Annotated in this window: 20 protein-coding genes; 5 read left to right on the top strand and 15 right to left on the bottom strand. The window is 66.5% G+C overall.

What is annotated here, in order from left to right:
* Positions 1 to 147: 147 nt before the first annotated feature.
* A complete protein-coding gene (mtnC, locus tag KME82_RS15475; protein WP_215494855.1) occupies positions 148 to 843 on the bottom strand; it encodes an acireductone synthase in 696 nt (231 codons plus the stop codon).
* 33 nt (positions 844 to 876) lie between these two features.
* On the opposite strand from mtnC, the gene KME82_RS15470 reads away from it, so the two are divergent.
* Positions 877 to 1,275 (top strand): hypothetical protein, encoded by a 399-nt coding sequence (locus KME82_RS15470; RefSeq protein WP_215494854.1) that lies wholly within the window; start codon positions 877 to 879, stop codon positions 1,273 to 1,275.
* Between the two features lie 33 nt (positions 1,276 to 1,308).
* Here KME82_RS15470 and KME82_RS15465 read toward each other — a convergent pair whose 3' ends face one another.
* The 5 genes from KME82_RS15465 to KME82_RS26625 form a co-directional block, all read right to left on the bottom strand.
* Positions 1,309 to 1,866 carry a 1,2-dihydroxy-3-keto-5-methylthiopentene dioxygenase gene (locus tag KME82_RS15465; RefSeq protein WP_215494853.1) on the bottom strand — a complete coding sequence of 186 codons (558 nt, stop codon included), beginning with the start codon at positions 1,864 to 1,866 and terminating at the stop codon, positions 1,309 to 1,311.
* A complete protein-coding gene (locus KME82_RS15460; protein WP_215494852.1) occupies positions 1,863 to 2,501 on the bottom strand; it encodes a methylthioribulose 1-phosphate dehydratase in 639 nt (212 codons plus the stop codon). The genes KME82_RS15465 and KME82_RS15460 overlap by 4 nt, the downstream gene beginning before the upstream one ends.
* A 175-nt stretch (positions 2,502 to 2,676) precedes the next feature.
* A complete protein-coding gene (locus KME82_RS15455; RefSeq protein WP_215494851.1) occupies positions 2,677 to 4,110 on the bottom strand; it encodes an amino acid permease in 1,434 nt (477 codons plus the stop codon).
* A 243-nt stretch (positions 4,111 to 4,353) separates the two neighbouring features.
* Positions 4,354 to 5,850, bottom strand: coding sequence for an amino acid permease (locus KME82_RS15450; RefSeq protein WP_215494850.1), 1,497 nt, complete (start codon positions 5,848 to 5,850; stop codon positions 4,354 to 4,356).
* 120 nt (positions 5,851 to 5,970) lie between these two features.
* Complete coding sequence (locus KME82_RS26625) at positions 5,971 to 6,216, bottom strand: hypothetical protein (protein ID WP_252255883.1); 246 nt, start codon at positions 6,214 to 6,216, stop codon at positions 5,971 to 5,973.
* Here KME82_RS26625 and KME82_RS15445 point away from each other — a divergent pair.
* Positions 6,157 to 6,684, top strand: a complete 528-nt coding sequence (locus KME82_RS15445; RefSeq protein ID WP_252255821.1) for an NUDIX hydrolase — start codon at positions 6,157 to 6,159, stop codon at positions 6,682 to 6,684. The two genes, KME82_RS26625 and KME82_RS15445, sit on opposite strands and share 60 nt — an antisense overlap.
* 1,122 nt (positions 6,685 to 7,806) lie before the next feature.
* Here the strand turns inward: KME82_RS15445 and KME82_RS15440 are convergent.
* Positions 7,807 to 9,894: a phosphocholine-specific phospholipase C gene (locus tag KME82_RS15440; RefSeq protein ID WP_252255347.1), complete on the bottom strand. Its 2,088-nt coding sequence runs from the start codon at positions 9,892 to 9,894 to the stop codon at positions 7,807 to 7,809.
* 220 nt (positions 9,895 to 10,114) lie between these two features.
* Here KME82_RS15440 and KME82_RS15435 point away from each other — a divergent pair, with 220 nt between their 5' ends.
* Complete coding sequence (locus KME82_RS15435) at positions 10,115 to 10,483, top strand: hypothetical protein (protein ID WP_215494847.1); 369 nt, start codon at positions 10,115 to 10,117, stop codon at positions 10,481 to 10,483.
* Between the two features lie 462 nt (positions 10,484 to 10,945).
* Here the strand turns inward: KME82_RS15435 and KME82_RS15430 are convergent, their stop codons facing one another.
* The 7 genes from KME82_RS15430 to KME82_RS15400 all read right to left on the bottom strand — a co-directional run bounded on the left by KME82_RS15430 (position 10,946) and on the right by KME82_RS15400 (position 15,316).
* Positions 10,946 to 11,434 (bottom strand): GNAT family N-acetyltransferase, encoded by a 489-nt coding sequence (locus KME82_RS15430; RefSeq protein WP_215494846.1) that lies wholly within the window; start codon positions 11,432 to 11,434, stop codon positions 10,946 to 10,948.
* Positions 11,431 to 11,700, bottom strand: coding sequence for a hypothetical protein (locus KME82_RS15425; RefSeq protein ID WP_215494845.1), 270 nt, complete (start codon positions 11,698 to 11,700; stop codon positions 11,431 to 11,433). Before KME82_RS15425 ends, KME82_RS15430 begins: the two co-directional genes overlap by 4 nt.
* A gap of 115 nt (positions 11,701 to 11,815) precedes the next feature.
* Positions 11,816 to 12,382, bottom strand: a complete 567-nt coding sequence (gene yeiP / locus KME82_RS15420) for an elongation factor P-like protein YeiP (RefSeq protein ID WP_036108330.1) — start codon at positions 12,380 to 12,382, stop codon at positions 11,816 to 11,818.
* A gap of 121 nt (positions 12,383 to 12,503) precedes the next feature.
* On the bottom strand, positions 12,504 to 13,274 hold the full coding sequence (locus KME82_RS15415) for an SDR family NAD(P)-dependent oxidoreductase (protein WP_215494844.1): 771 nt from the start codon (positions 13,272 to 13,274) through the stop codon (positions 12,504 to 12,506).
* Between the two features lie 155 nt (positions 13,275 to 13,429).
* On the bottom strand, positions 13,430 to 14,002 hold the full coding sequence (locus tag KME82_RS15410; protein ID WP_215494843.1) for a hypothetical protein: 573 nt from the start codon (positions 14,000 to 14,002) through the stop codon (positions 13,430 to 13,432).
* A gap of 4 nt (positions 14,003 to 14,006) precedes the next feature.
* Positions 14,007 to 14,621, bottom strand: a complete 615-nt coding sequence (locus KME82_RS15405; protein WP_215494842.1) for a hypothetical protein — start codon at positions 14,619 to 14,621, stop codon at positions 14,007 to 14,009.
* 212 nt (positions 14,622 to 14,833) lie between these two features.
* Positions 14,834 to 15,316 carry a GNAT family N-acetyltransferase gene (locus KME82_RS15400; RefSeq protein WP_215494841.1) on the bottom strand — a complete coding sequence of 161 codons (483 nt, stop codon included), beginning with the start codon at positions 15,314 to 15,316 and terminating at the stop codon, positions 14,834 to 14,836.
* Between KME82_RS15400 and KME82_RS15395 the strand changes: the two genes are divergently transcribed.
* Positions 15,278 to 16,702, top strand: coding sequence for a hypothetical protein (locus KME82_RS15395; RefSeq protein WP_215494840.1), 1,425 nt, complete (start codon positions 15,278 to 15,280; stop codon positions 16,700 to 16,702). The two genes, KME82_RS15400 and KME82_RS15395, sit on opposite strands and share 39 nt — an antisense overlap.
* Before the next feature lie 46 nt (positions 16,703 to 16,748).
* Here KME82_RS15395 and KME82_RS15390 read toward each other — a convergent pair whose 3' ends face one another.
* Entirely contained in the window at positions 16,749 to 17,624 is an 876-nt protein-coding gene (locus KME82_RS15390; RefSeq protein ID WP_215494839.1) for an AraC family transcriptional regulator, read from the bottom strand.
* Between the two features lie 142 nt (positions 17,625 to 17,766).
* On the opposite strand from KME82_RS15390, the gene KME82_RS15385 reads away from it, so the two are divergent.
* Positions 17,767 to 18,753: an alpha/beta fold hydrolase gene (locus tag KME82_RS15385; RefSeq protein WP_215494838.1), complete on the top strand. Its 987-nt coding sequence runs from the start codon at positions 17,767 to 17,769 to the stop codon at positions 18,751 to 18,753.
* Positions 18,754 to 18,844: the final 91 nt, after the last annotated feature.

Here is an 18,844-nt window from a genome sequence, read left to right as displayed (position 1 = left end):
TCAGGCGATTCGCATCGGTCGTAAACGCTCGAACCACAAGGTCCGGATCGTCATCGATCGAACCGCGCCAACCAAACCGCGTGACTCGAACCGCGCAGCTCAAGCCTCGCGACTCAAACCACGCGATCTGGCTCAAATCACGCGACCTCAAACCGTAACCTGATCGAACCCCGTAACCCGCACATGCCCATGCGTGGCCTCGCCCTCGCGCGGCTGCGGATAATCGTCGAGACGATCCACCAGCACCGTGCCGACACCGGCGTCGCGCGCGGCATCGAGCTCCTCGACCACGTCCGACAGGAACACGATCTCATCGGCCGGCAGGCCGATCGCTTCGACGATGCGCGCATAGCTCGCCGCCTCGCGCTTGCCGCCGACCTCGGTATCGAACCAGCCGGAGAACAGCTCGGTCAGATCGCCGGCGTCGCTGTGGCCGAACAGCAGTCGCTGCGCGGGCACGCTGCCGGAGGAATACACGTACAGGCGCAAACCCGCGTCCTTCCACTGGCGCAGCGCGGGCGCCGCGTCGGGGTACATGTGCGAGGTGAAATCCGCGCTCTTGTAGCCGTCGGCCCAGATCATGCCCTGCAGCGCCTTGAGCGCGGTGTGCTTGCGGTCTTCATCGATCCAGCCCTGCAGCACCTCGACGATGACCGAGTCCTGGCAGGCGCCGCCGTTCTCCAGCGCGACCGTGTCCAGCCACTTGCGCACCGCCGGCTCGCGTCCGCGCGCGGCGACGAAACCGGGCAGGGCGCGGCGCGCGTACGGGAACAGCACGTCCTTGACGAAGGAGATCGAGCTGGTGGTGCCTTCGATGTCGGTGAGGATGGCGCGGATGGGCATGGGGTCGGGGGACGAGTCGAGGCGGGATGCCGATTGTCGCCTCTGCGGCGGCGCTCAGGCAAAAAAGCGCGGTGGATGATGGCGGGCAGGCTTCACATCGCGGCGCCGGTGGCGTTCTTGTCCTGCAGCGGGCCATTCCGGTCCGATCGGACCATTCGCATGACCCTCGAAGCGCTCGTTTTCATCGCCGACACCCCGGAAAACCGCTCCATCAACGAAAACGACGCGGTCGAGCTGATCGGCAAGTTCGGCATCGCGCCGGGCAAGGTCCTGATCAAGATCTCGCCCGACGACATCAGCCCCGAGCTGAAGCTGCACCTTCGCATGAACCGGGACGTGGCCGCCTGGCAACTCGACGACGTGACGAAGCTGCGCCGCTACGACCCGCTGGTGCTAGCCGACGTGATCGAGCTCAAGCGCCTGGGCGGCTGAGCCCGAACCGGTATTCGGCGCGAGCCAGGCGGCTCAGCCCGCCTGGCCTTTCTCGTAGCGCGGAAACTGCTGGGCGATGTCGGTGCCGGTGAAATGGCCGACCCAGCCGTCGGGCTCGGTGAAGAAACGGATCGCCACGAAGCTCGGTTCCGGGCCCATGTCGAACCAGTGCAGGGTGCTGTCGGGCACCGAGATCAGGTCGCCTTGCTCGCATTTGATCTCGTACACGTTCGGCTCGACGTGCAGGGTGAACAGGCCCGAGCCGGCGACGAAGAACCGCACTTCGTCTTCCTTGTGGTAGTGCTCGTCGAGGAACTTGCCGCGCATGGTGTCGCGCTGCGGGTTGTCCGGGGCGATGCTGACCACGTCGACGGTCTTGAAGCCGCGCTCGGCGATCAGCCGGTCGATGTCGGCGCGGTAGGCGGCCATGATCGTTTCGGGACTGTCGCCGGGCTTGACCGGCTGCGCGGCCTGCCACTGTTCGAAGCCCACGCCGATCCTGGCCAGCTCGCGCGCGATCTGCGCCTGGTCGGTGGTGCTCAGCCGGGGCGTGTCGGTCTGGTCTTCGGCGAAAATGCGCAGGCGGCTCATCGCTGCAGTCTCCGGAGTTCGAGTTCGCATCCGAGCAGGAATTCGAACGCCTCCAGATGGCGTCGCGCTTCGGCCATGTCGCGGCCCCAGGCGTATAAGCCGTGACCGTCGATCAGATAGCCCCACATCGGCTGCTGGTCGAGGGTCGCGTCGACCTGGGCGGCCAGGGTCGGCATGTCCTGGGTGTTGGGGTAGACCGGCAACTCCAGCGCCATTTCGTGGGTGGTGTTGCCGCTGAAGGCTTTCAACAGCTCGTAGCCTTCCAGATGCACGTGGCCCTGGCCGGCGTACAGGCGCGAGGCGACGGTCTGGGTCTGCGAATGGGTGTGCAGGACGCAGCCGATCTGCGGGTAGCGCTTGTACAGCTGGGTGTGCAACAGGGTCTCGGCCGAGGGCCGGTGGCTCGTCGCGACCGGCGTGCCGTCGAGGTCGACGACCATGATGTCGGCTTCGGTCAGGCGGCCCTTGTCGCGGCCGGACACGGTGATCGCGACGTGGCCGGCGTCGATGCGGGTCGAGAAATTGCTGCTCGTGGCCGGGGTCCAGCCGCGTTGCGCGAGTTCGCGCACGTTGACGATGATTTCCCCGGCGCAGTGCGACAGGCGTTGCGGGTCATAGGGCAGGGCGCTGTTCATGGGGCGAGTTTAGCGCCCCGGTGTGTCGCTTGCCTCGTTTTTGCGGCAACGCAGCGTTGCTTTGGGGGCCGGGAATCGGGAATCGGGAGTCGGGAATCGTAAGAGCAAGGCCAGCAGCGCAGCGGCGGGTCTAGCGATTCTCCCAGCCCCCATCCGATTCCCTATTCCCGATTCCCTATTCCCGGCTCTTACGCAGCTTGCTGTGCCGCACGCTGTAAGCGAAATAGATCGCGAAGCCGATCGCCGTCCACACGCCCATCAGCATCCAGTTGTGCGCGGTCATGGTCGACAGCAGGATCAGGCAGCTGACGATGCCGGCCAGGCAGACCGGCCAGGCGAAGGCGATCCGGAACGGGCGCGGCAGGTCGGGCTGGGTGCGGCGCAGGATCAGCACGCCGGCGCAGACCGCGGCGAACGCGATCAGGGTGCCCATCGAGGTCATGTCGCCGAGGATGTCGAGCGGGAACAGCGCCGCCAGCAGGGCGATGCCCACGCCGGTGATCACGGTATTGATGTGCGGGGTGCGGTACTTGGGGTGGATCTTGGTGAACACCGGCGGCAGCAGGCCGTCGCGCGCCATGATCATGAAGATGCGCGGCTGGCCGATGATCATCACCAGCACCACCGACGACAGCCCGACCAGGGCGCCGATCTCGACCACCAGGCGCAGCCAGCCCAGCGCCGGATGCGCGGCGATCGCGGTCACCACCGGCTCGTCGGTGCCCAGGGTGGTGTACGGCGCCAACCCGGTCATGACCGCGGCCATGCCGATGTAAAGCACGGTGCAGATCGCCAGCGAGGCGAGCATGCCGATCGGCATGTCCTTCTGCGGCTTGTGCGATTCCTGCGCCGCCACCGACACCGCCTCGAAGCCGATGTAGGCGAAGAACACCATCGACGCGCCGCGCAGCACGCCTTCCCAGCCGTACTTGCCCGGGCCCTGCGACTCGGGGATGAAGGGCGTCCACAGCTCGGGATTGACGTACTTCCAGCCGACCGCGATCACCAGCACGATCAGGCCCGATTTCAGGATCACCATCGCCATGTTCATGGCCGAGGACTTGCGGATGCCGACATAACACAGCCAGGTCAGCAGCAGCACGATCGCGGCCGCCGGCAGGTTGGCGATCGCGCCGGTCGGGCGCAGCTTGGCGTCCAGCGGCGCTTGCACCAGCGCCGCCGGCAGGGTTATGTCGAAATGTTGCAGCAGACTGAGGAAATACCCGGTCCAGCTGACCGCCACGGCGGATGCGGACACGCCGTATTCCAATATCAGCATCCAGCCGATGAACCAGGCCGCCAGCTCGCCCAGGGTCGCGTAGGTGTAGGTGTAGGCGCTGCCCGAGACCGGCACCATCGCCGCGAACTCGGCGTAGGCCAGCGCGCAGAAGGTGCAACAGATCGCGGCGAGAATGAACGACAGCATGATCGCCGGGCCGGCATGCTCGGCCGCGGCCTTGCCGGTGATGACGAAGATGCCGCCGCCGATCACCGCGCCGATGCCCAGCGCGGTCAGGCCCCACGGGCCGAGCGTGCGGTGCAGGCTCAGTCCCTCGGCCTCGGTGTGCGCGGCGTGCGGGTGTTTGGTCGCCCAGAGTTGTCCCAGCATGTGTTTCTTCCTGGTGCTGCTTGCGGCCCGCGTTGCGTATCTTCCAGCTCGTCATTCCCGCGAACGCGGGAATCTAGAGACTTCAATGCTCTGCCTGGATGAAGCCCTGGGTCCCCGCCTTCGCGGGGACGACGAACTCGGGCCGGCACGCTCGAAGTCGGATCGGATCGCAGTGGAGCGTTAGTACGGTGAAAAGGAAAAAGGCCGGCGGAAACTCCGCCGGCCTTGATGACTGCGTGCCGATCAAGCCGCCGCGTCGGCGGCCTTGCGCAGCTTGCTGTTGCGGTAGCCGTAGACCAGGTAGATCACCACGCCGATCACGGTCCAGCCCACCATCAGGCGCCAATGCTCGGCGAAGGCCTGCCAGAACAGGAACAGGCACGCGGCGGCGCCGAGCGGGCAGACGAACCACACGAACGGCACGCGGAACGGACGCTGCAGGTCCGGGCGGGTATAGCGCAGCACCAGCACGCCGATGCAGACCGTGGCGAAGGCGAGCAGGGTACCCATCGACACCAGTTCGCCGAGCACGCTGATCGGGAACAGCCCGGCCAGGGCGCAGGCGAAGATGCCGACGATGATCGTGCCGATGTACGGAGTCTGGAACTTCGGATGGACCTTGGAGAAGATCTTCGGGATCAGCCCGTCCTGCGACATCGTGAAGAAGATGCGCGGCTGGCCCATCAGCATGACCAGGATCACCGACGACAGGCCGGCCAGCGCGCCGATCACCACGATGAAGCGCAGCCAGTTCAGTTCGGTGTAGTTGCTCAGCGCGGTCGCGACCGGCTCGGGCGTGTTGAGGGTGCGGAAGTCGGCGATGCCGGTCAGGGTCAGCGAGACCAGGATGTACAGCACCGTGCAGATCGCCAGCGAGCCCAGGATGCCGATCGGCATGTCGCGCTGCGGGTTCTTGGCCTCGCCGGCGGCGGTGGAGACCGCGTCGAAACCGATGTAGGAGAAGAACACGATCGCCGCCGCGCGGGTGATGCCTTCCCAGCCGAACTTGCCCGGGCCTTCGTTCTCGGGGATGAAGGGCTGCCAGTTGTCGGGATTGATGTACTTCAGCGCGAACGCCAGGAACAGCAGGATCACGATCAGCTTGATGGTGACGATGATCGAGTTGACGAACGCCGACTGGGTCACGCCGACGTAGCACAGGCCGCTGAGCGCGGCGACGATGCACACCGCCGGCAGGTTGATGAGGGTGCCGGTGGCCTGGATGTGGCCGTTGACGAATTCATACGGCGCCGAGGCCAATGCCTTGGGCAAGGCCAGGTCGGTGCCTGTCCAGCCGCTCAATAAATGCAACAGCTCGCTGAAATACCCCGACCACCCGACCGATACGGTCGATGCGGCGAACAGGTATTCGAGCACCAGGTTCCAACCGATGAACCAGGCCACGCCCTCGCCGAGGGTCGCGTAGGAATAGGAGTAGGCGCTGCCCGAAACCGGCAGCATCGCCGCGAACTCGGCGTAGCACAGGCCGGCCAGGGCGCAGGCGAAGCCGGCGAGCATGAAGCTGATGACCACCGCCGGGCCGGCGTGCTGGGCCGCGGCCTGGCCGGTGAGGACGAAGATGCCGGCGCCGATCACGCCGCCGATGCCGAGCATCACCAAGTGTTTGGAGGTCAGCGCGCGCTTGAGTGAACCTTCGCCTTCGAGACTGCCGTGGATTTCCCCGGCGTCTACGTGCGGCGCGGCGTGCACCGGCTTGGTGATGAACAGGCCTCTCGACATCGAACTCCCCTCTCTCTCGTAAGAAGTGATCTGCGTGCCCGCCGTTCTGATGACGACGATGACCGACCCCGGAGCGGGGCGGCGGGCCACCTTAACCCAGGGTGGAAATCACCGGCAAGCTCACATCGTCATGGTTCTTGCCGCCATAATCGCGCCCCACACCGCCAGCCACACTGCAGTTTGCGCATGCCAGCGAAACATTCCGACGCCATCGGCGAACTTCGTTCCAATCTCATCGAATATGCGCGACGTTGGCCGGCGGAGGCGGAACATACGCTGCCGTTCCTGCAGTTGCTCGATGAAGCCGTGCGAGCTGGCGAGGGTTCGCCCGGTTCCGCCGACGGCGCGGATGACGCGGCGCAGCATGACGCGCCGCCGCCCGCCGACCCGTTTATGCGCGAACGCCTGGCCGGCCATTTCACCGGCGGCGCCTGGCTGATCGACCGCGCCGGCCGGCGGGTGCTGTTGACCCACCACCGCAAACTCGGCCGCTGGCTGCAACTGGGCGGCCACGCCGACGGCGACCGCGACCTGGCCCAGGTGGCGCTGCGCGAAGCCGAGGAAGAATCCGGCCTGACCGGCCTGTCGGTCGATCCGCAGCTGTTCGACCTGGACCGTCATTGGATCCCCGAACGCCGCGACGTGCCCGGTCACTGGCATTACGACCTGCGCTACGTGGTGCGCGCGGGCGACAACGAGGACTACGTGGTCAGCGAGGAATCGCTGGACCTGGCCTGGCGCGAGATTTCCGAATTGCTCGACGATCCGGGCAGCGACGCGTCGATGCGGCGGATGGCCGCGAAGTGGCTGGCGCGCGGCGAGTCGGGCGGTTGAGCCGGCGAGCGGGACGGTCTTGCTGTTTGGCTTTTTTGCCTCGACTCTGAAGTCGCGCAGCCCATCCAGGGGGGCGACGTTTCGTAACGGGAATCGTTGGTGTGCGGCGGGTCGGGCGGACGAGTCGGCGAGTGGGTACGGCCTTGCCGTCTAGCTTTGGTTCGACACCGAAGCCGCGCAGTCCATCCAGCGCTGCGAGACCACTAACTCGCGAGAACAACAACGCACCCGGAGGGCGGCGCACATGGCCTGCGCCGTAGCCGTAATTCGCGGTCGCGGCTTGCGCCGCTCCTACAGGTAGCCCATGCGGCTTTTGCTTGAGTCTGAAGTCGCGCGGTTCATCCAGCGCTGCGAGGCAACTCACTCGCGAGAACAACAGCACACCCTGAGGGCGGCGCACAGGGATGTGCGCCGTGCGCCACCGGGACAGGATGTCCCGTGTGGCGCATGCCCGCGTAAGCACCGCACGCGCGGGCTCTTGATTCAAGAAAAAGCGTTTTTCTTTGGTTACCTTTCTTTTGTCGCTTTTGACAAAAGAAAGTGACCCGCCGCTTTAGTGGCGGAAGCTTTTGATCCTGCTTGCAGCTTTGAAAGCTTCAAAGCTATAGAGCTTCTGAAGCCGAAGGCAAGATCAACGGCTTTCGTTCGCAAGCGGCCGAGTTACTTTCTTTTGTCAAAAGCGACAAAAGTCCGTCTGGATTCCCTTCGGTCAAAAGGTAACCAAAGAAAAACGCTTTTTTGTGGATCAAGTGCCCGCAAGTGCGGAGCCGACGCAGGCACGCGCCACACGGGACATCCTGTCCCGGTGGCGCGCGGCGCACATCCATGTGCGCCGCCCTCCGGGTGTGCTGTTACTAAACGCGAGTTACAAGCCTCGCAGCGCTGGATGAACTGCGAAGCTTCACGCTCAAGCCAAAGCCACATGGCCTACCTGTAGGAGCGGCGCAAGCCGCGACCGCGAAAACACGCCCGCGGCGCAGGTCTCGACGTTGCCGAAATGTCGCGGTCGCGACTCGCGTCGCTCCTACAGGAGCTGCGACGTCGCCACGCCGTCCCGTGCTTCGACAATGGCGTGCGACGCGCATCCCTGGGCGTTCGGCTTCGATCGACGATCGCCTGAACTCAAGCCCCGATCGCAGGATCGCTGAAACTCGCCGAACCGTTCTCCGCATGCCCGGCAAAGCGACGCAGGTAACCGGTGTCGGTGTCGCAGGTGACACTGAGGTCGTACCAATGCTGGCTCGCCGCGAGCGGCCAGTGATCGCTGAGCCGCGCGCCGGGCGCCAACGCGTACTGACGCGCGGCCGCGGTGCTGTAGCGGTTGGGCTTCAGGGTCAGGCGGCACGCGGCCTTGCCGGTGTTGACGAACTCCAGGACCAAACGTTCGCTCGCGGCATCGTGCCTCACCGACACTTCCGGATTGGCGCCGCTCGCGCTCAACGCCTTGTTGAGGTCGCCGCGGAACGCGCGCAGGAACCCGTTCGGACCGAACGCGGACAGGTCGTAGACGCCGCCGCTGTATTGCCGGGCGCTCCAGTAATCCGACAGTTCGGTGCCGGCGTCGAGCGTGTAGTACCACGGCCCGTCGGTGCGATTGCCGGCGTAGACGTTGTAGCAGGCGCCGGCGATGCCGTCGTTGCCGAAGTCCAGCCAGTAGCGGCCGCTGGAGGCTTCGATGCGGCCGTCCACGCGCAACTCGTACGGCAGCGCGCGCGCCGGGCGCTGGCCGCGCTCCTGGCGCGGCATGCGCGGCTGCGCGGGCGCGGTGGGTTTGGCGAGTTTGCAGCTGGCGTCGGCGTTGGCCATGCTCGATGCCGTGCCCGGCAGCGCCGGCCAGGCCGCATTGGGATTGGCGAAATCGAACGCCGTGCTCAGATCGCCGGCCACGGTGCGACGCCAGGCGCTGATGTTGGGCTCGGCGATGCCGAAGCGCGCTTCCAGGAAACGCAGCACCGAGGTGTGATCGAACACCTGCGAATTGACCCAGCCGCCCTTGCTCCACGGCGAGATCACGAACATCGGCACGCGCACGCCCAGGCCGACCGGAATGCCGTTGTAGTTCTCGGTCGCGGTGTCGACCGTGCTCTTGCCCAGGTTGGCGTTGATCGCCGGCAGCGGCGCGGGCAGGTGATCGAAGAACCCGCCGTTTTCGTCGTAGTTGATGATGAACACGGTCTTCGACCAGACCTCGGGATTGGCCACCAGCGCTTCGAGCAGGCGCGCGGTCAGCGATTCGCCGTAGGCCGGCGTCGCCGCCGGGTGTTCGCTCATGATGTAGGGCGGCACGATCCACGACACCGCCGGCAGCTTGTTCTCGCGCACGTCCTTGGCGAAATCGGCGATCAAGTATTCGCCGCGTGATTTGGTGGCGTTTTCCGCGGTCGAACCCGGCGACCAAGCGCGCCCGCGCTTGTACAACTCCGAATTCGTGTCGAGCTTGCGGAAGTTGGCGAAGTAGGCCAGCGAATTGTCGCCGTAGTTGTCGTGCTCCTGGTACACCCGCCAGGCGATGCCCTTGTTCTGCAGGCGTTCGGCGTAGGTGGTCCACTTGTGGCTGGCGAAGGTCGGCTTGTCGCGCGCCATGTCGGCGGTCCAGTTGCCGTCGTCGGCGTTGTTGACCGCCTGCGCGCCGAAATCGCCCACGGTCATGCCGCTGGTGCCGGCGAACAGGTGCATGCGGTTGGGATTGGTCGGGCCGTGATGCGAGCAGTAGTACGCATCGCACACGGTGAACGCGTCGGCCAAGGCGTAATAGAACGGCATGTCCTCGCGGGTGAAGTGGCCCATGCACATCGGGCCCTTGACCGAGATCCAGGCGTTGTAGTCCTTCCAGCGCGAATACGCGCCTTTCCAGCTGTGATCGATGTCGGCCAGGCAGTGCGCGGCGGTGCTCGTGGTGTCGAGGCGGAACGGCAGCACCACGTTGTTCGGGGTGGTCGCCGACTTGGGTTGTTCCCACACCGTCTTGCCGCCCGGCAGCGGGATCGGCCGCGGGTCGTCGAAACCGCGCACGCCGCGCAGCGCGCCCAGGTAATGATCGAAGGAGCGGTTTTCCTGCATCAGGATCACCACGTGCTGCACGTCCTGGATGGTGCCGGTCACGCGCGCGGCCGGCGTGGCCAGGGCGGCGCGGATCGAGGGCGGAAGCAGGCTCAGCGCGGCGGCGCCGCCGGCGAGCTTGAGGAAATCGCGACGGGTGGATTCGACCAAGGCACTGACTCCTGCAAAAGGCGGACTGCACGGCCGCGCTCGGCGGCGGCCGCAAACGGCAACGATGACGGTAGCCGATTGCAGCGGCGTTGCAGTCGGATTGGAACGGCAAGCGCTCGCGCAAAGCTGCGACCATCGGCACAGTTGGCGCAGGCTGGACGGCGCGCGTCGGGTCCCGATACTGTGATGCGCGGCGACCGCCGACACAGGAGCAAACCCCATGGCGATCGATTGGGCCGACCCGCAGCGCCCGGGATTCGTGCTGTTCTACGAAGATTACCGGCCGAGCAGCCGCGGCTCGGGCCAGTCGGAGGACGAGTCGTATCATCTCCTGGACGAGATCGAGACGATGATGAGCGAGGTGCTGGTGCATCCGAACAATTTCATCGGCTTGATCGACGCGGACGGGGAGACGCTGCAGTTCTACGTCAACGACGATTTGAGCGTGCTGATCGATTTCATCGTCAAGGACAGGCAGGGCTCGTTGCAGGTCGATGCGACCTTGGAACAGTGCCTGGCGCTGATAACGGGCACAGGTCCATCGCTGAAAGCCTTGACGATACCGGGCGCGGTGTTCACCGCCTGGTAGCGTTAGATTGAGGTCTTTTGTGGGAGGGGCTTCAGCCCCGACGCCTTTGGCTCAGCTTGCGACGAACCCTGCGGGCGACCGGATCGGAAAGCGTCGGGGCTGAAGCCCCTCCCACAAAAGACCTCGTGGCGTCGGTCGTTTGGTGCTCAATCGCGAAATCATTGAGGCTTTGCGATAGCGAGCATCAAACCATCGGTTGATAGCGCGAAATCGAGGTCTTTTGTGCGAGGGGCTTTAGCCCCGACGCCTTTGGCTCAGATTGAGACGAACCTTGCGAGCGACCGGATCGGAAAGCGTCGGGGCTCAAGCCCCTCCCACAAAAGACATCGGGGCTCAGGCGCTTCCCACAAAAGACTTCTGAGCTGAAACTCCTTCACACAAAAGATTGCGTGGCTTCAGTCGTTTGACGCTAAATCGCAAAGTCGTCGAGCCTTTGCGATTGCAGGCATGACGCCGTCGAACTCAACCGTTCAACCACAAGGTCATCAACCGCCGCGGATGCGCCACATAGCCCGCGCGCTCATAGATCCCGCGCGCAGCATGCGCATTGTCGTCGTTGACTTCCAGCCGCAGCGCATCCAGGCCTTCGGCGCGGCACAGCGCTTCGACTTCGGCCAAGGCGCGCTTGGCCAGGCCGCCGCCGCGATGCGCCGGCAGCACGAACAACTCATCGAGCAGGCCGAAGCGGCCGCCGAATTCTAGGCTGAAACAAAAGCCCAGCACGAAATAACCGGCGATCTCGCCCTCGCGCAGGATCAGTCGCAGGCGTCCCGCATTCGGATCGCCGACCAATGCCGACAAGGCGCGGCGCAGGGCCGGTTCGTTCCAGGGCAGATGTTCGACTTCGTAGAACGCCTGCAATATCGGGATCAGGCGCGGCAGATCGGCCTCGGACGCGGCGGCGAAGACGTAGCCGCCGGTGTCGGTAACAGGGGAATCGGTAGGGTTCATCGCAGGTCGGTCTCCTGGCCGTAGCGGTCCAGCCACGCGGCCGTGGCCGGGTCGCGTTGATGGCGCGCGCGCAGGCGCGCCCATTTTTCGCGTTCGTGCCGCAGGCGTTGTTCGGCCTGTTGCTCCAGGACGTGCATGGCGTCCTGGGTGGAGGGTTCGCCGCCGGAAAAACCACGCCAGCCTTCGTGCTCGGTCGCGAATGCACGCACGTCCGCCGGCAGTGCGCACCAACCCGGGCGGTGCACCTGCGGCAACGGCGACGGCATGCGGCAGGCCGCGGCCTGGCCGGATGCGTCGCGGTTATCGGGCGCGGAAGGCTGGCACCCGATCGACAGCGTCAGCGCCAGCGCACAAGCGCAAGCGCCGACGCTCCGTCGCCCATCAGTCCGCACGGCCGGCGAACTCGCCGGTCGCGGTGTTGACCAGCACGCGTTCGCCGTTGCTTATGTACTCGGGCACCATGATCTCCAGGCCGGTCGACAGCTTGGCCGGCTTGGGCCGCTTGGTCGCGGTGCCGCCCTTGAGCTCGGGCGGGGTTTCGATCACTTCGATCGCCACGCTGGCCGGCAACTGCAGGGCCACCGGCTGTTCGTCGATGATCTGCACATAGCAGCCGCTGAGGTCGTCGATGATGTAGCCCGCGTCGTCGCCGACCACGTCGGCGTCGAGCGTGTACGGCGTGTAGTCCTCGTCGTCGAGGAACACGAACGCATCGCCGTCCTTGTACGAATAGGTCACCTGGCGGCGGCTGAGTTCGACTTCCTTCAACTCGTCGTCGCCGCCGACGCTGAGGTCGTACTTGGTCCCGCCGGGCACCGAGTACATGGTGAAACGGAACTTGACGTTGCCGCCGCGGCCTTGCGGCGAGCTGCGTTCGATGTCGCGCACCTGGTACACGGTGTTGTTGTGCTCGATTACGTTACCTTTTTTTACGTCGTAGGCTTTCATGGGCTCTGGCCGGGAATGGGAAATCGGGAATGGGGAATCGGTAAATCAGTACGCGGCGAATCTGGGAGTGGAGACGAGACCGCTTTGGCGATTCCCGATTCCCCATTCCCGATTCCCGCCGTTACTTGGGCGCCAACCGGGTAGCGCCGTCCAGGCGGATCGTCTCGCCGTTGAGATAGCGATTGCCCAGGATGTAGGCGACCAGGTCGGCGAATTCTTCCGGCTGGCCCAGGCGCGAGGGGAACGGGATCGAGGCGCTGAGCGATTGCTGCACCGACTCGGGCATGCCGTCGACCATCGGCGTCCAGAAGATGCCCGGCGCGACCGTCATCACCCGGATGCCGAAGCGCGACAGTTCGCGCGCCATCGGCAGGGTCATCGCGACCACGCCGCCTTTGGACGCGGAGTACGCGGCCTGGCCGATCTGGCCCTCAAAGGCGGCGACCGAGGCGGTGTTGACGATGACGCCGCGCTCGCCGTCGTCGCCGGCCTGGTTGTGCTGCATCAGGTTGGCCGCGGCCTTGGCGACGTTGAAACTGCCGATCAGGTTGACCATGACCGTGGTCTGGAACTGCGCCAGCGGCATCGGCGATTCCTTGCCGAGCACGCGGCCGGCGCCGAGGATGCCGGCGCAGTTGATCGCCGCGTTGAGCCCGCCGAGGAAGTCCTGCGCGGCGGCGAGGTTGGCGACCACGCCGGCCTCGTCGGTGACGTCGGTCTTGAAATAGCGCGCCTTGTCGGCGCCGAGCGCGGCCACGGCCTGCGCACCCTTGTCGTCGTTGACGTCGAACAGCGCGACCTTGCCGCCGCGGGCGACGAGGTGCTGGGCCACGGCCAGGCCGAGGCCGGAGACGCCGCCGGTGATCACGGCGCGGGCGTTGTCGAGTTGCATGGGCGGTCCTGAAGGCGGAAAAGTCGCCATTCTAAAGGACCGGGCGGATCGCCGCCGGGCCGGGCGTGGTCGCCGCCGGCGGGCGCCCGGGCCGGTTTGCCGGTGCGTGTCGGTTGCGGTCGCCCCGGCCGCCGCGGCGGCCGGGGCAGGTCGGCTCAACGCGCCGTGGCGCGTTCGAACTGCGGATCGGAAAACAATTGCTGCAACAACTTCTGCACCGTGGCGGTGTAGTTGTCGAACGCGGCCGGAATGGCGATCGGCCCCATGAACGAGGAAGGCCAGTGGTGATCGGCGGTCAGGGTACGGTCGTAGACCTGCGCACCGTCGCGCTTTATCACGAAGCGTGCCTGCACGGTCGCCTGGCCGTCCCCGGCCGCGGCGCCGCCGCTGTTGAGCCGGTTCTGCAGCAACTCGCCGCTGATCTCGCTGGCGGCGTTGTCATCCAGGCGTCCGGCGGTCCTGAGTTCAGTGCTCAAGGCATCGCGCAGGTAGGTCGAGAACTTGCCATCTTCGCCGCCGCTGAGCGTCGAACCGCGCACGTTCAGCGGCTTGCTGTCGAGTTTGGGATCGGCGGAAAACCTGCCGACCCGCAGCGGCGCCGCATCGAGCTGACGGCTCAGTATTTCGGCATTGGCCAAGCCGGGCTGGTACTTGCTCGCGACCATGCTCACGCAGGCGCTTTGCAGCGCCAGCGTGGCGACCAGGGCCGACCGGACCAGCGCGTTCACCGGTTTATTCCGCGTCGAACGCATGCTTTTCCGACAGTTGCTTGAGGCCGTTCCAGACGATCTGGTCCATCACCTGATGCGCCGCTGCCTGCGGTGCCAGCGGGGTCAGGCCTGCCGGACCGGCCTTGTTGCCGACCGTCGTGTGGATGGCGTGCTTCACCGTGGTCTCAGTGGTCTTGCCATTGGCCGTGTAGCTGATGGTGGCGTTGTAGCCGTCGGTGACCAGCGACCCCGCCAGGCCGAAGGTCAAGCCGGTGCCGAAGCCCTTGGCCGCGGCGTTTTCCGTGATCGCCACGTTGTCGATCATCACCCGCAACTGACCGGCACCGGGCGTCGCGTCACCGCTGACCTGACTGAACAGCCCGGATTCGGTGGCCGCTGCCAGCGCGCGCGGCCGCAATTCGGCGGTTGCGCGGGCGTTGGCGTTGCCCTTGGTCCGGAACTCGGCCAGTACCTGCACCGGCTTGGGCGTCGCCGGCGCGGCGATGTCCTTCTTGGCGACCGTCGGCAGCGCCGGATCGACATACATCTTCATGCTCAGGCAGCCGGTCAGCGACATGCCGAGAGTGAGCGCCGCCAGCGCCGCGCGCATGGCGCGCGGTCGGATCGCGATAGACATTGGTTTGTATCCCCTGTTGATTGATTGCTTGATTTCCCCGGAACCGCCGTGAGCGGTCCGACGGGCTTTATAGCGTGACGCCGTTCCTTTTCCAATAAGCGACACGCCACAAATAAGCCCGCGCTTCGTACGCTCGCGGCGAAGCTCAGCGCAAGGCACCAATGCGGTGTTCAGACCGATGGGGTTGTGTGGCGGCGATAGCGGCCGCAGGCCTACAACGTGCGCAGATACCAGGTATTGCAGCCGCGCAATCCGCCGTAACCCATCGGCGCTTCCAGCAACTGGAAGCTGTTGCTTTCGAGCAGGCGCTGGGCATCGCTCATGCGGTCGAGGGTTTCGGCATAGCACTGGGCGAAGCCGAAGCCGCGCGCGGTCAGCAGGCAGCGTTCCAGCAGGGCCTGGCCTAACCCCAGCCCGCGCGAGGCCGGCGGCAGGTAGAACTTGCGCAGTTCGCACACCCGGTCTTCGCCGCCGAGCAGCGGCGCGACCCCGGCGCCGCCGGCAAGGCGGCCTTCGCGTTCGACCACGTAGTACGCGCTGCGCGGCAGGCTGTAGGCGCGCTGCATGGCGTCGACTTCGCTGTCGCTGACCGAGCCCGCGCCGAACTCGGCCATCACCTGGCGGATCAACGTGGCGACGGCGGCATCGTCGCGTGCTTGGATCGGACGCAGTACGACGCCGGGCGGCAGGGTCATGGCGGTTTCCTTATCGCGGTTGCCGCATCCTCGCTCAAGCCGACGCGCTTGCGAAGGGCGCCGCTGCGTCACTGCGCCGCAATCGAGGCCCGGACTTCGACGGCATTCGCATTCTGCGCATCGATGCGCCGCACTGGCCGGGCCTGCGTGGTTTTGACGTTCCGACCCGCAAGACGGTTATCGGCGGGGGCCGGCAACCGCCGCAACCGCGGGCGATGTCCGGCCACGCGCCGGCGCCGCGCATCAACCGCAGGACTACAGGGGGATGCTGGAATGATCAGGACATTCACACACGCTGCCCGGCCGTTGTCGGCCGCGCTGTTGTTGCTGGTGGCAGACGGCGCATCGGCTTACAAACTCTCCACCCATTCCAGCGCGGAAGAGCGGCGCCTAAGCGGAATCGCCACGGGCACCTGGGCGATGGTGGAGCGCGAGGCGGCTCGATTTTCGATCAGCACCTTCACCGAGCCGGTGCATGAAGAGATCACCAACCGCAGCTATGGCTGCAATATCGCCTGCGACGGCGGCGAGGCGCTCAATGCGCCCGCGGCGGTGTTGGCGGGCGTGCGATGGAACGACGATCCTCCCTTCGCGATGACCGTCAACCAGGCGCGCGGTATTCGCTGCAACACTCGCGATACGATCCGTTTCGAAACCCAGCCGGTGTGTTGGGTCGGGTTGTTTCTCGACGCCAACAAGGGCGCGAAGGCGGGCAAACGTTACGGTCCCGGCGATGCGATGCTGTACCGCACCCATTTCGGCGACCTGCAGTTCCTGCATGCGATGGCCGCGGGCAACGGCGAGCCGGCTTCCGTCACCAAGGAACGGATCATGGGGTGGTCCGAATTCGCATGGCGCGCGTCGCTGGGCGAGTACACCCTGGATACGCGCTTGAAGGAGATCCCGATACCGGTCATCCAGTCGTCGTTCGGCCGCAGCGAATGGCGGATTCTGGACTTGTACACCCAGGGCGCCGGCGGCGGTCTGCGCCGGGTGTATGAGGACGTGGCCTTCGGCTCGCTGTTGCATACCTTGCAGGACAGCTATGCGGCCGGGCACGCGCAACGCGAAGAAGCCAGTGGGGTCAGGAAATGTCCGCTGGCGAGCGGCGCGGTTCCGGCGCCGGGGGCCATCGCCGAGTTTCATGCCTACAACCAGCAGGATCACGGCCTGCATGCGGATGCCGATACCGGCGTGGCGTTCGCCCGATACCTGAACAATCCCGGAAATTCAGTCGATATCGGACGCGCGTTGGTCGATGCACGCCAGCGCAAACTGCCGTGGAGCGAGATGCAGCCGTTCTTCGATTGCGTGTTCACCCTGCAACGGCCCGATGCGCCGGCCGGTCCGGGCGATCACTTCGGCGGCGGCGCTTCTTCCAGTTGACGACGGGTTGGACGCGGCCGCAGTAGCGCGCCGCATCGCCGGTCAATCAATGCCGCGAGGCGACGATCTGCGCCGGGCTCACGCCCAGCACCCGGCGCATGCAGCGGGCCATGTGGCTCGCGTGCGAGAACCCGGCGTCCAGCGCGATCTCGCCCATGCGCCGTTCGCCGCGCAGCAACAGGCCGCGCGCGCGTTCGACCCGCCGCTCGAGCACGTAGCGATGCACCGGCAGGCCGGTGGCGTGCTTGAACAGCGGCTTGAAGTGCGACAGGCTGAAACCGGCCACCCGCGCGAGTTCGGCCAGCGACAGCGGCTGATCCAGATGCGCTTCGATGTAGTCGAGCACGTGGCGCAATCGCCACGTCGGCAGCGCGCGCGCCGGGCGTTCAGATGCGGGTGCGGCGCGGGTCTGCAAGGCGAGTAGGCGCGCGGCCAGCGCGCCGGCCAGGCTGTCGGTGAACAGGCGTCCGCTGGGATAGGCGTCGCGATCCTCGGCCTGCATCATCCAGCCGATGCGTTCGATCTGCGCGTCGCGCACATGGATCGACGGCGCCAGTCCGTCGTTGCGCGCGCTCGCGCCCATCGCCTCAATGGTCGAGTCCAGCAGCGACGGCGCCAGCCGCAGCAACAGCGAGGTCGCGGGCCGGGACACGATCCAGCGGGTCGACGAACCGGCCGGCACCACGCAGAACCGTCCGTGCAGGCGCAAACCCTGATGCTCGCGCCCATCGCGGCGATACGACACCGGCACCGGCTCGCCCAGATGCAGGCACAGCACGTGGCGGCTGTCGAGCGGCGAATCGAAATACCCGTTCGGCACCGGCGAGGTAAGCACGTCGAGCAGGGGCGCGCGGTCGGCGCCGACGATCGGCGGCGGTGGCGCGGTCGCGGGGCGGGGGTAGCAGGCGGGCCGGTCGCTCATCGCATGATGCTTGGCCTGCGCCGCGCCGGCGGCAAGTGACGAAAATCATACGCGCGTGTCCGGCGCCGGCCGTGGGTGCGCGCCGGTTTGCGGCCGCTTCGCCAGGATGCCTCCCGGGTCGTCATTCTCCGGGAGATTGGACATGCAACGCAGACACTTCATGGTCGCCGCGTCGTCGTTGTTGGCCGCGGGCGCGGTCGGTGCGCTGGGCGGCTGCACGGCGCCGCGCGATTCGCGCCGCGGCCTGGCCGCGACCGGCCCGGTGCGGCCGCTCGACGCCGCGGCGTACCGCGCCACGCGGCGTTTCGCGCCGTTGCCGTTCGGCCGCATCGCCTACATCGAACGCGGCGAGGGCGCGGCCGCCGTGTTCCTGCACGGCGCGCCGCTCAACGGCTATCAATGGCGCGGCGCGATCGATCGGCTGGCCGCGCATCGCCGCTGCATCGCGCCGGATTTCATGGGCCTGGGCTACTCGGAGATTCCCGCCGGACAATCGCTGGCCGCCGACGCCCAGGTCGCGATGCTCGCCGCGCTGCTGGACTCGCTGGCGATCGACGCGGCCGACCTCGTCGCCAGCGACAGCGGCGGGGCGGTCGCGCAGTTGTTCGCGGTGCGCTACCCGCAGCGGGTCCGCTCGATGCTGCTGAGCAATTGCGATGTCGAACCCGACAGCCCGCCGCCCAAGGTGATGCCGGCCATCGAGATGGCGCGCGCCGGCACCCTCGCCGACGCCACCGCGCAATGGCTTACCGACAAGGCCCTGGCGCGTTCGACCTTCGGCGCGGCGGTGTTCCGCGACCCGGCCGGGTTCGCCGACGAAACCATCGAGTACTACGTCAGCCCGCTGGTGGCCTCGCCGCTGCGGCGCGCGCAGTACCACGCCTTCCACATCGCGCTCGCGCCGAACCCGCTGGCCGGCATCGAGGCCTCGCTGCGACGCTGCCGCGCGCCGGTGCGGATCGTATGGGGCGCGAGCGACGACATCTTCGCCCAGTCCGACGCGGACTATCTCGACCGGCTGTTGCCGAACTCGCGCGGGATACGCCGCGTACCCGGGGCGAAGCTGTTCTTCCAGGAAGAGTTTCCCGAGGTGATCGCGCAGGAAGCCTTGCGGCTGTGGCGAGGCTGAGCCGGGCGCCAGGCGGCGGCGGGCGATCGAAAAGCGGGCGATTCGAAAGGGGACCGGTGGCCGCCCGGCAGCGGATAGCGCGTTGGTAGGG

The sequence above is a fragment of the Lysobacter capsici genome (assembly GCF_018732085.1).
GTDB classification, from domain to species: domain Bacteria; phylum Pseudomonadota; class Gammaproteobacteria; order Xanthomonadales; family Xanthomonadaceae; genus Lysobacter; species Lysobacter capsici_A.
The sequence above is the reverse complement of the archived record's forward strand: the minus strand, read 5'-3'. Positions and strand labels throughout refer to the sequence as shown.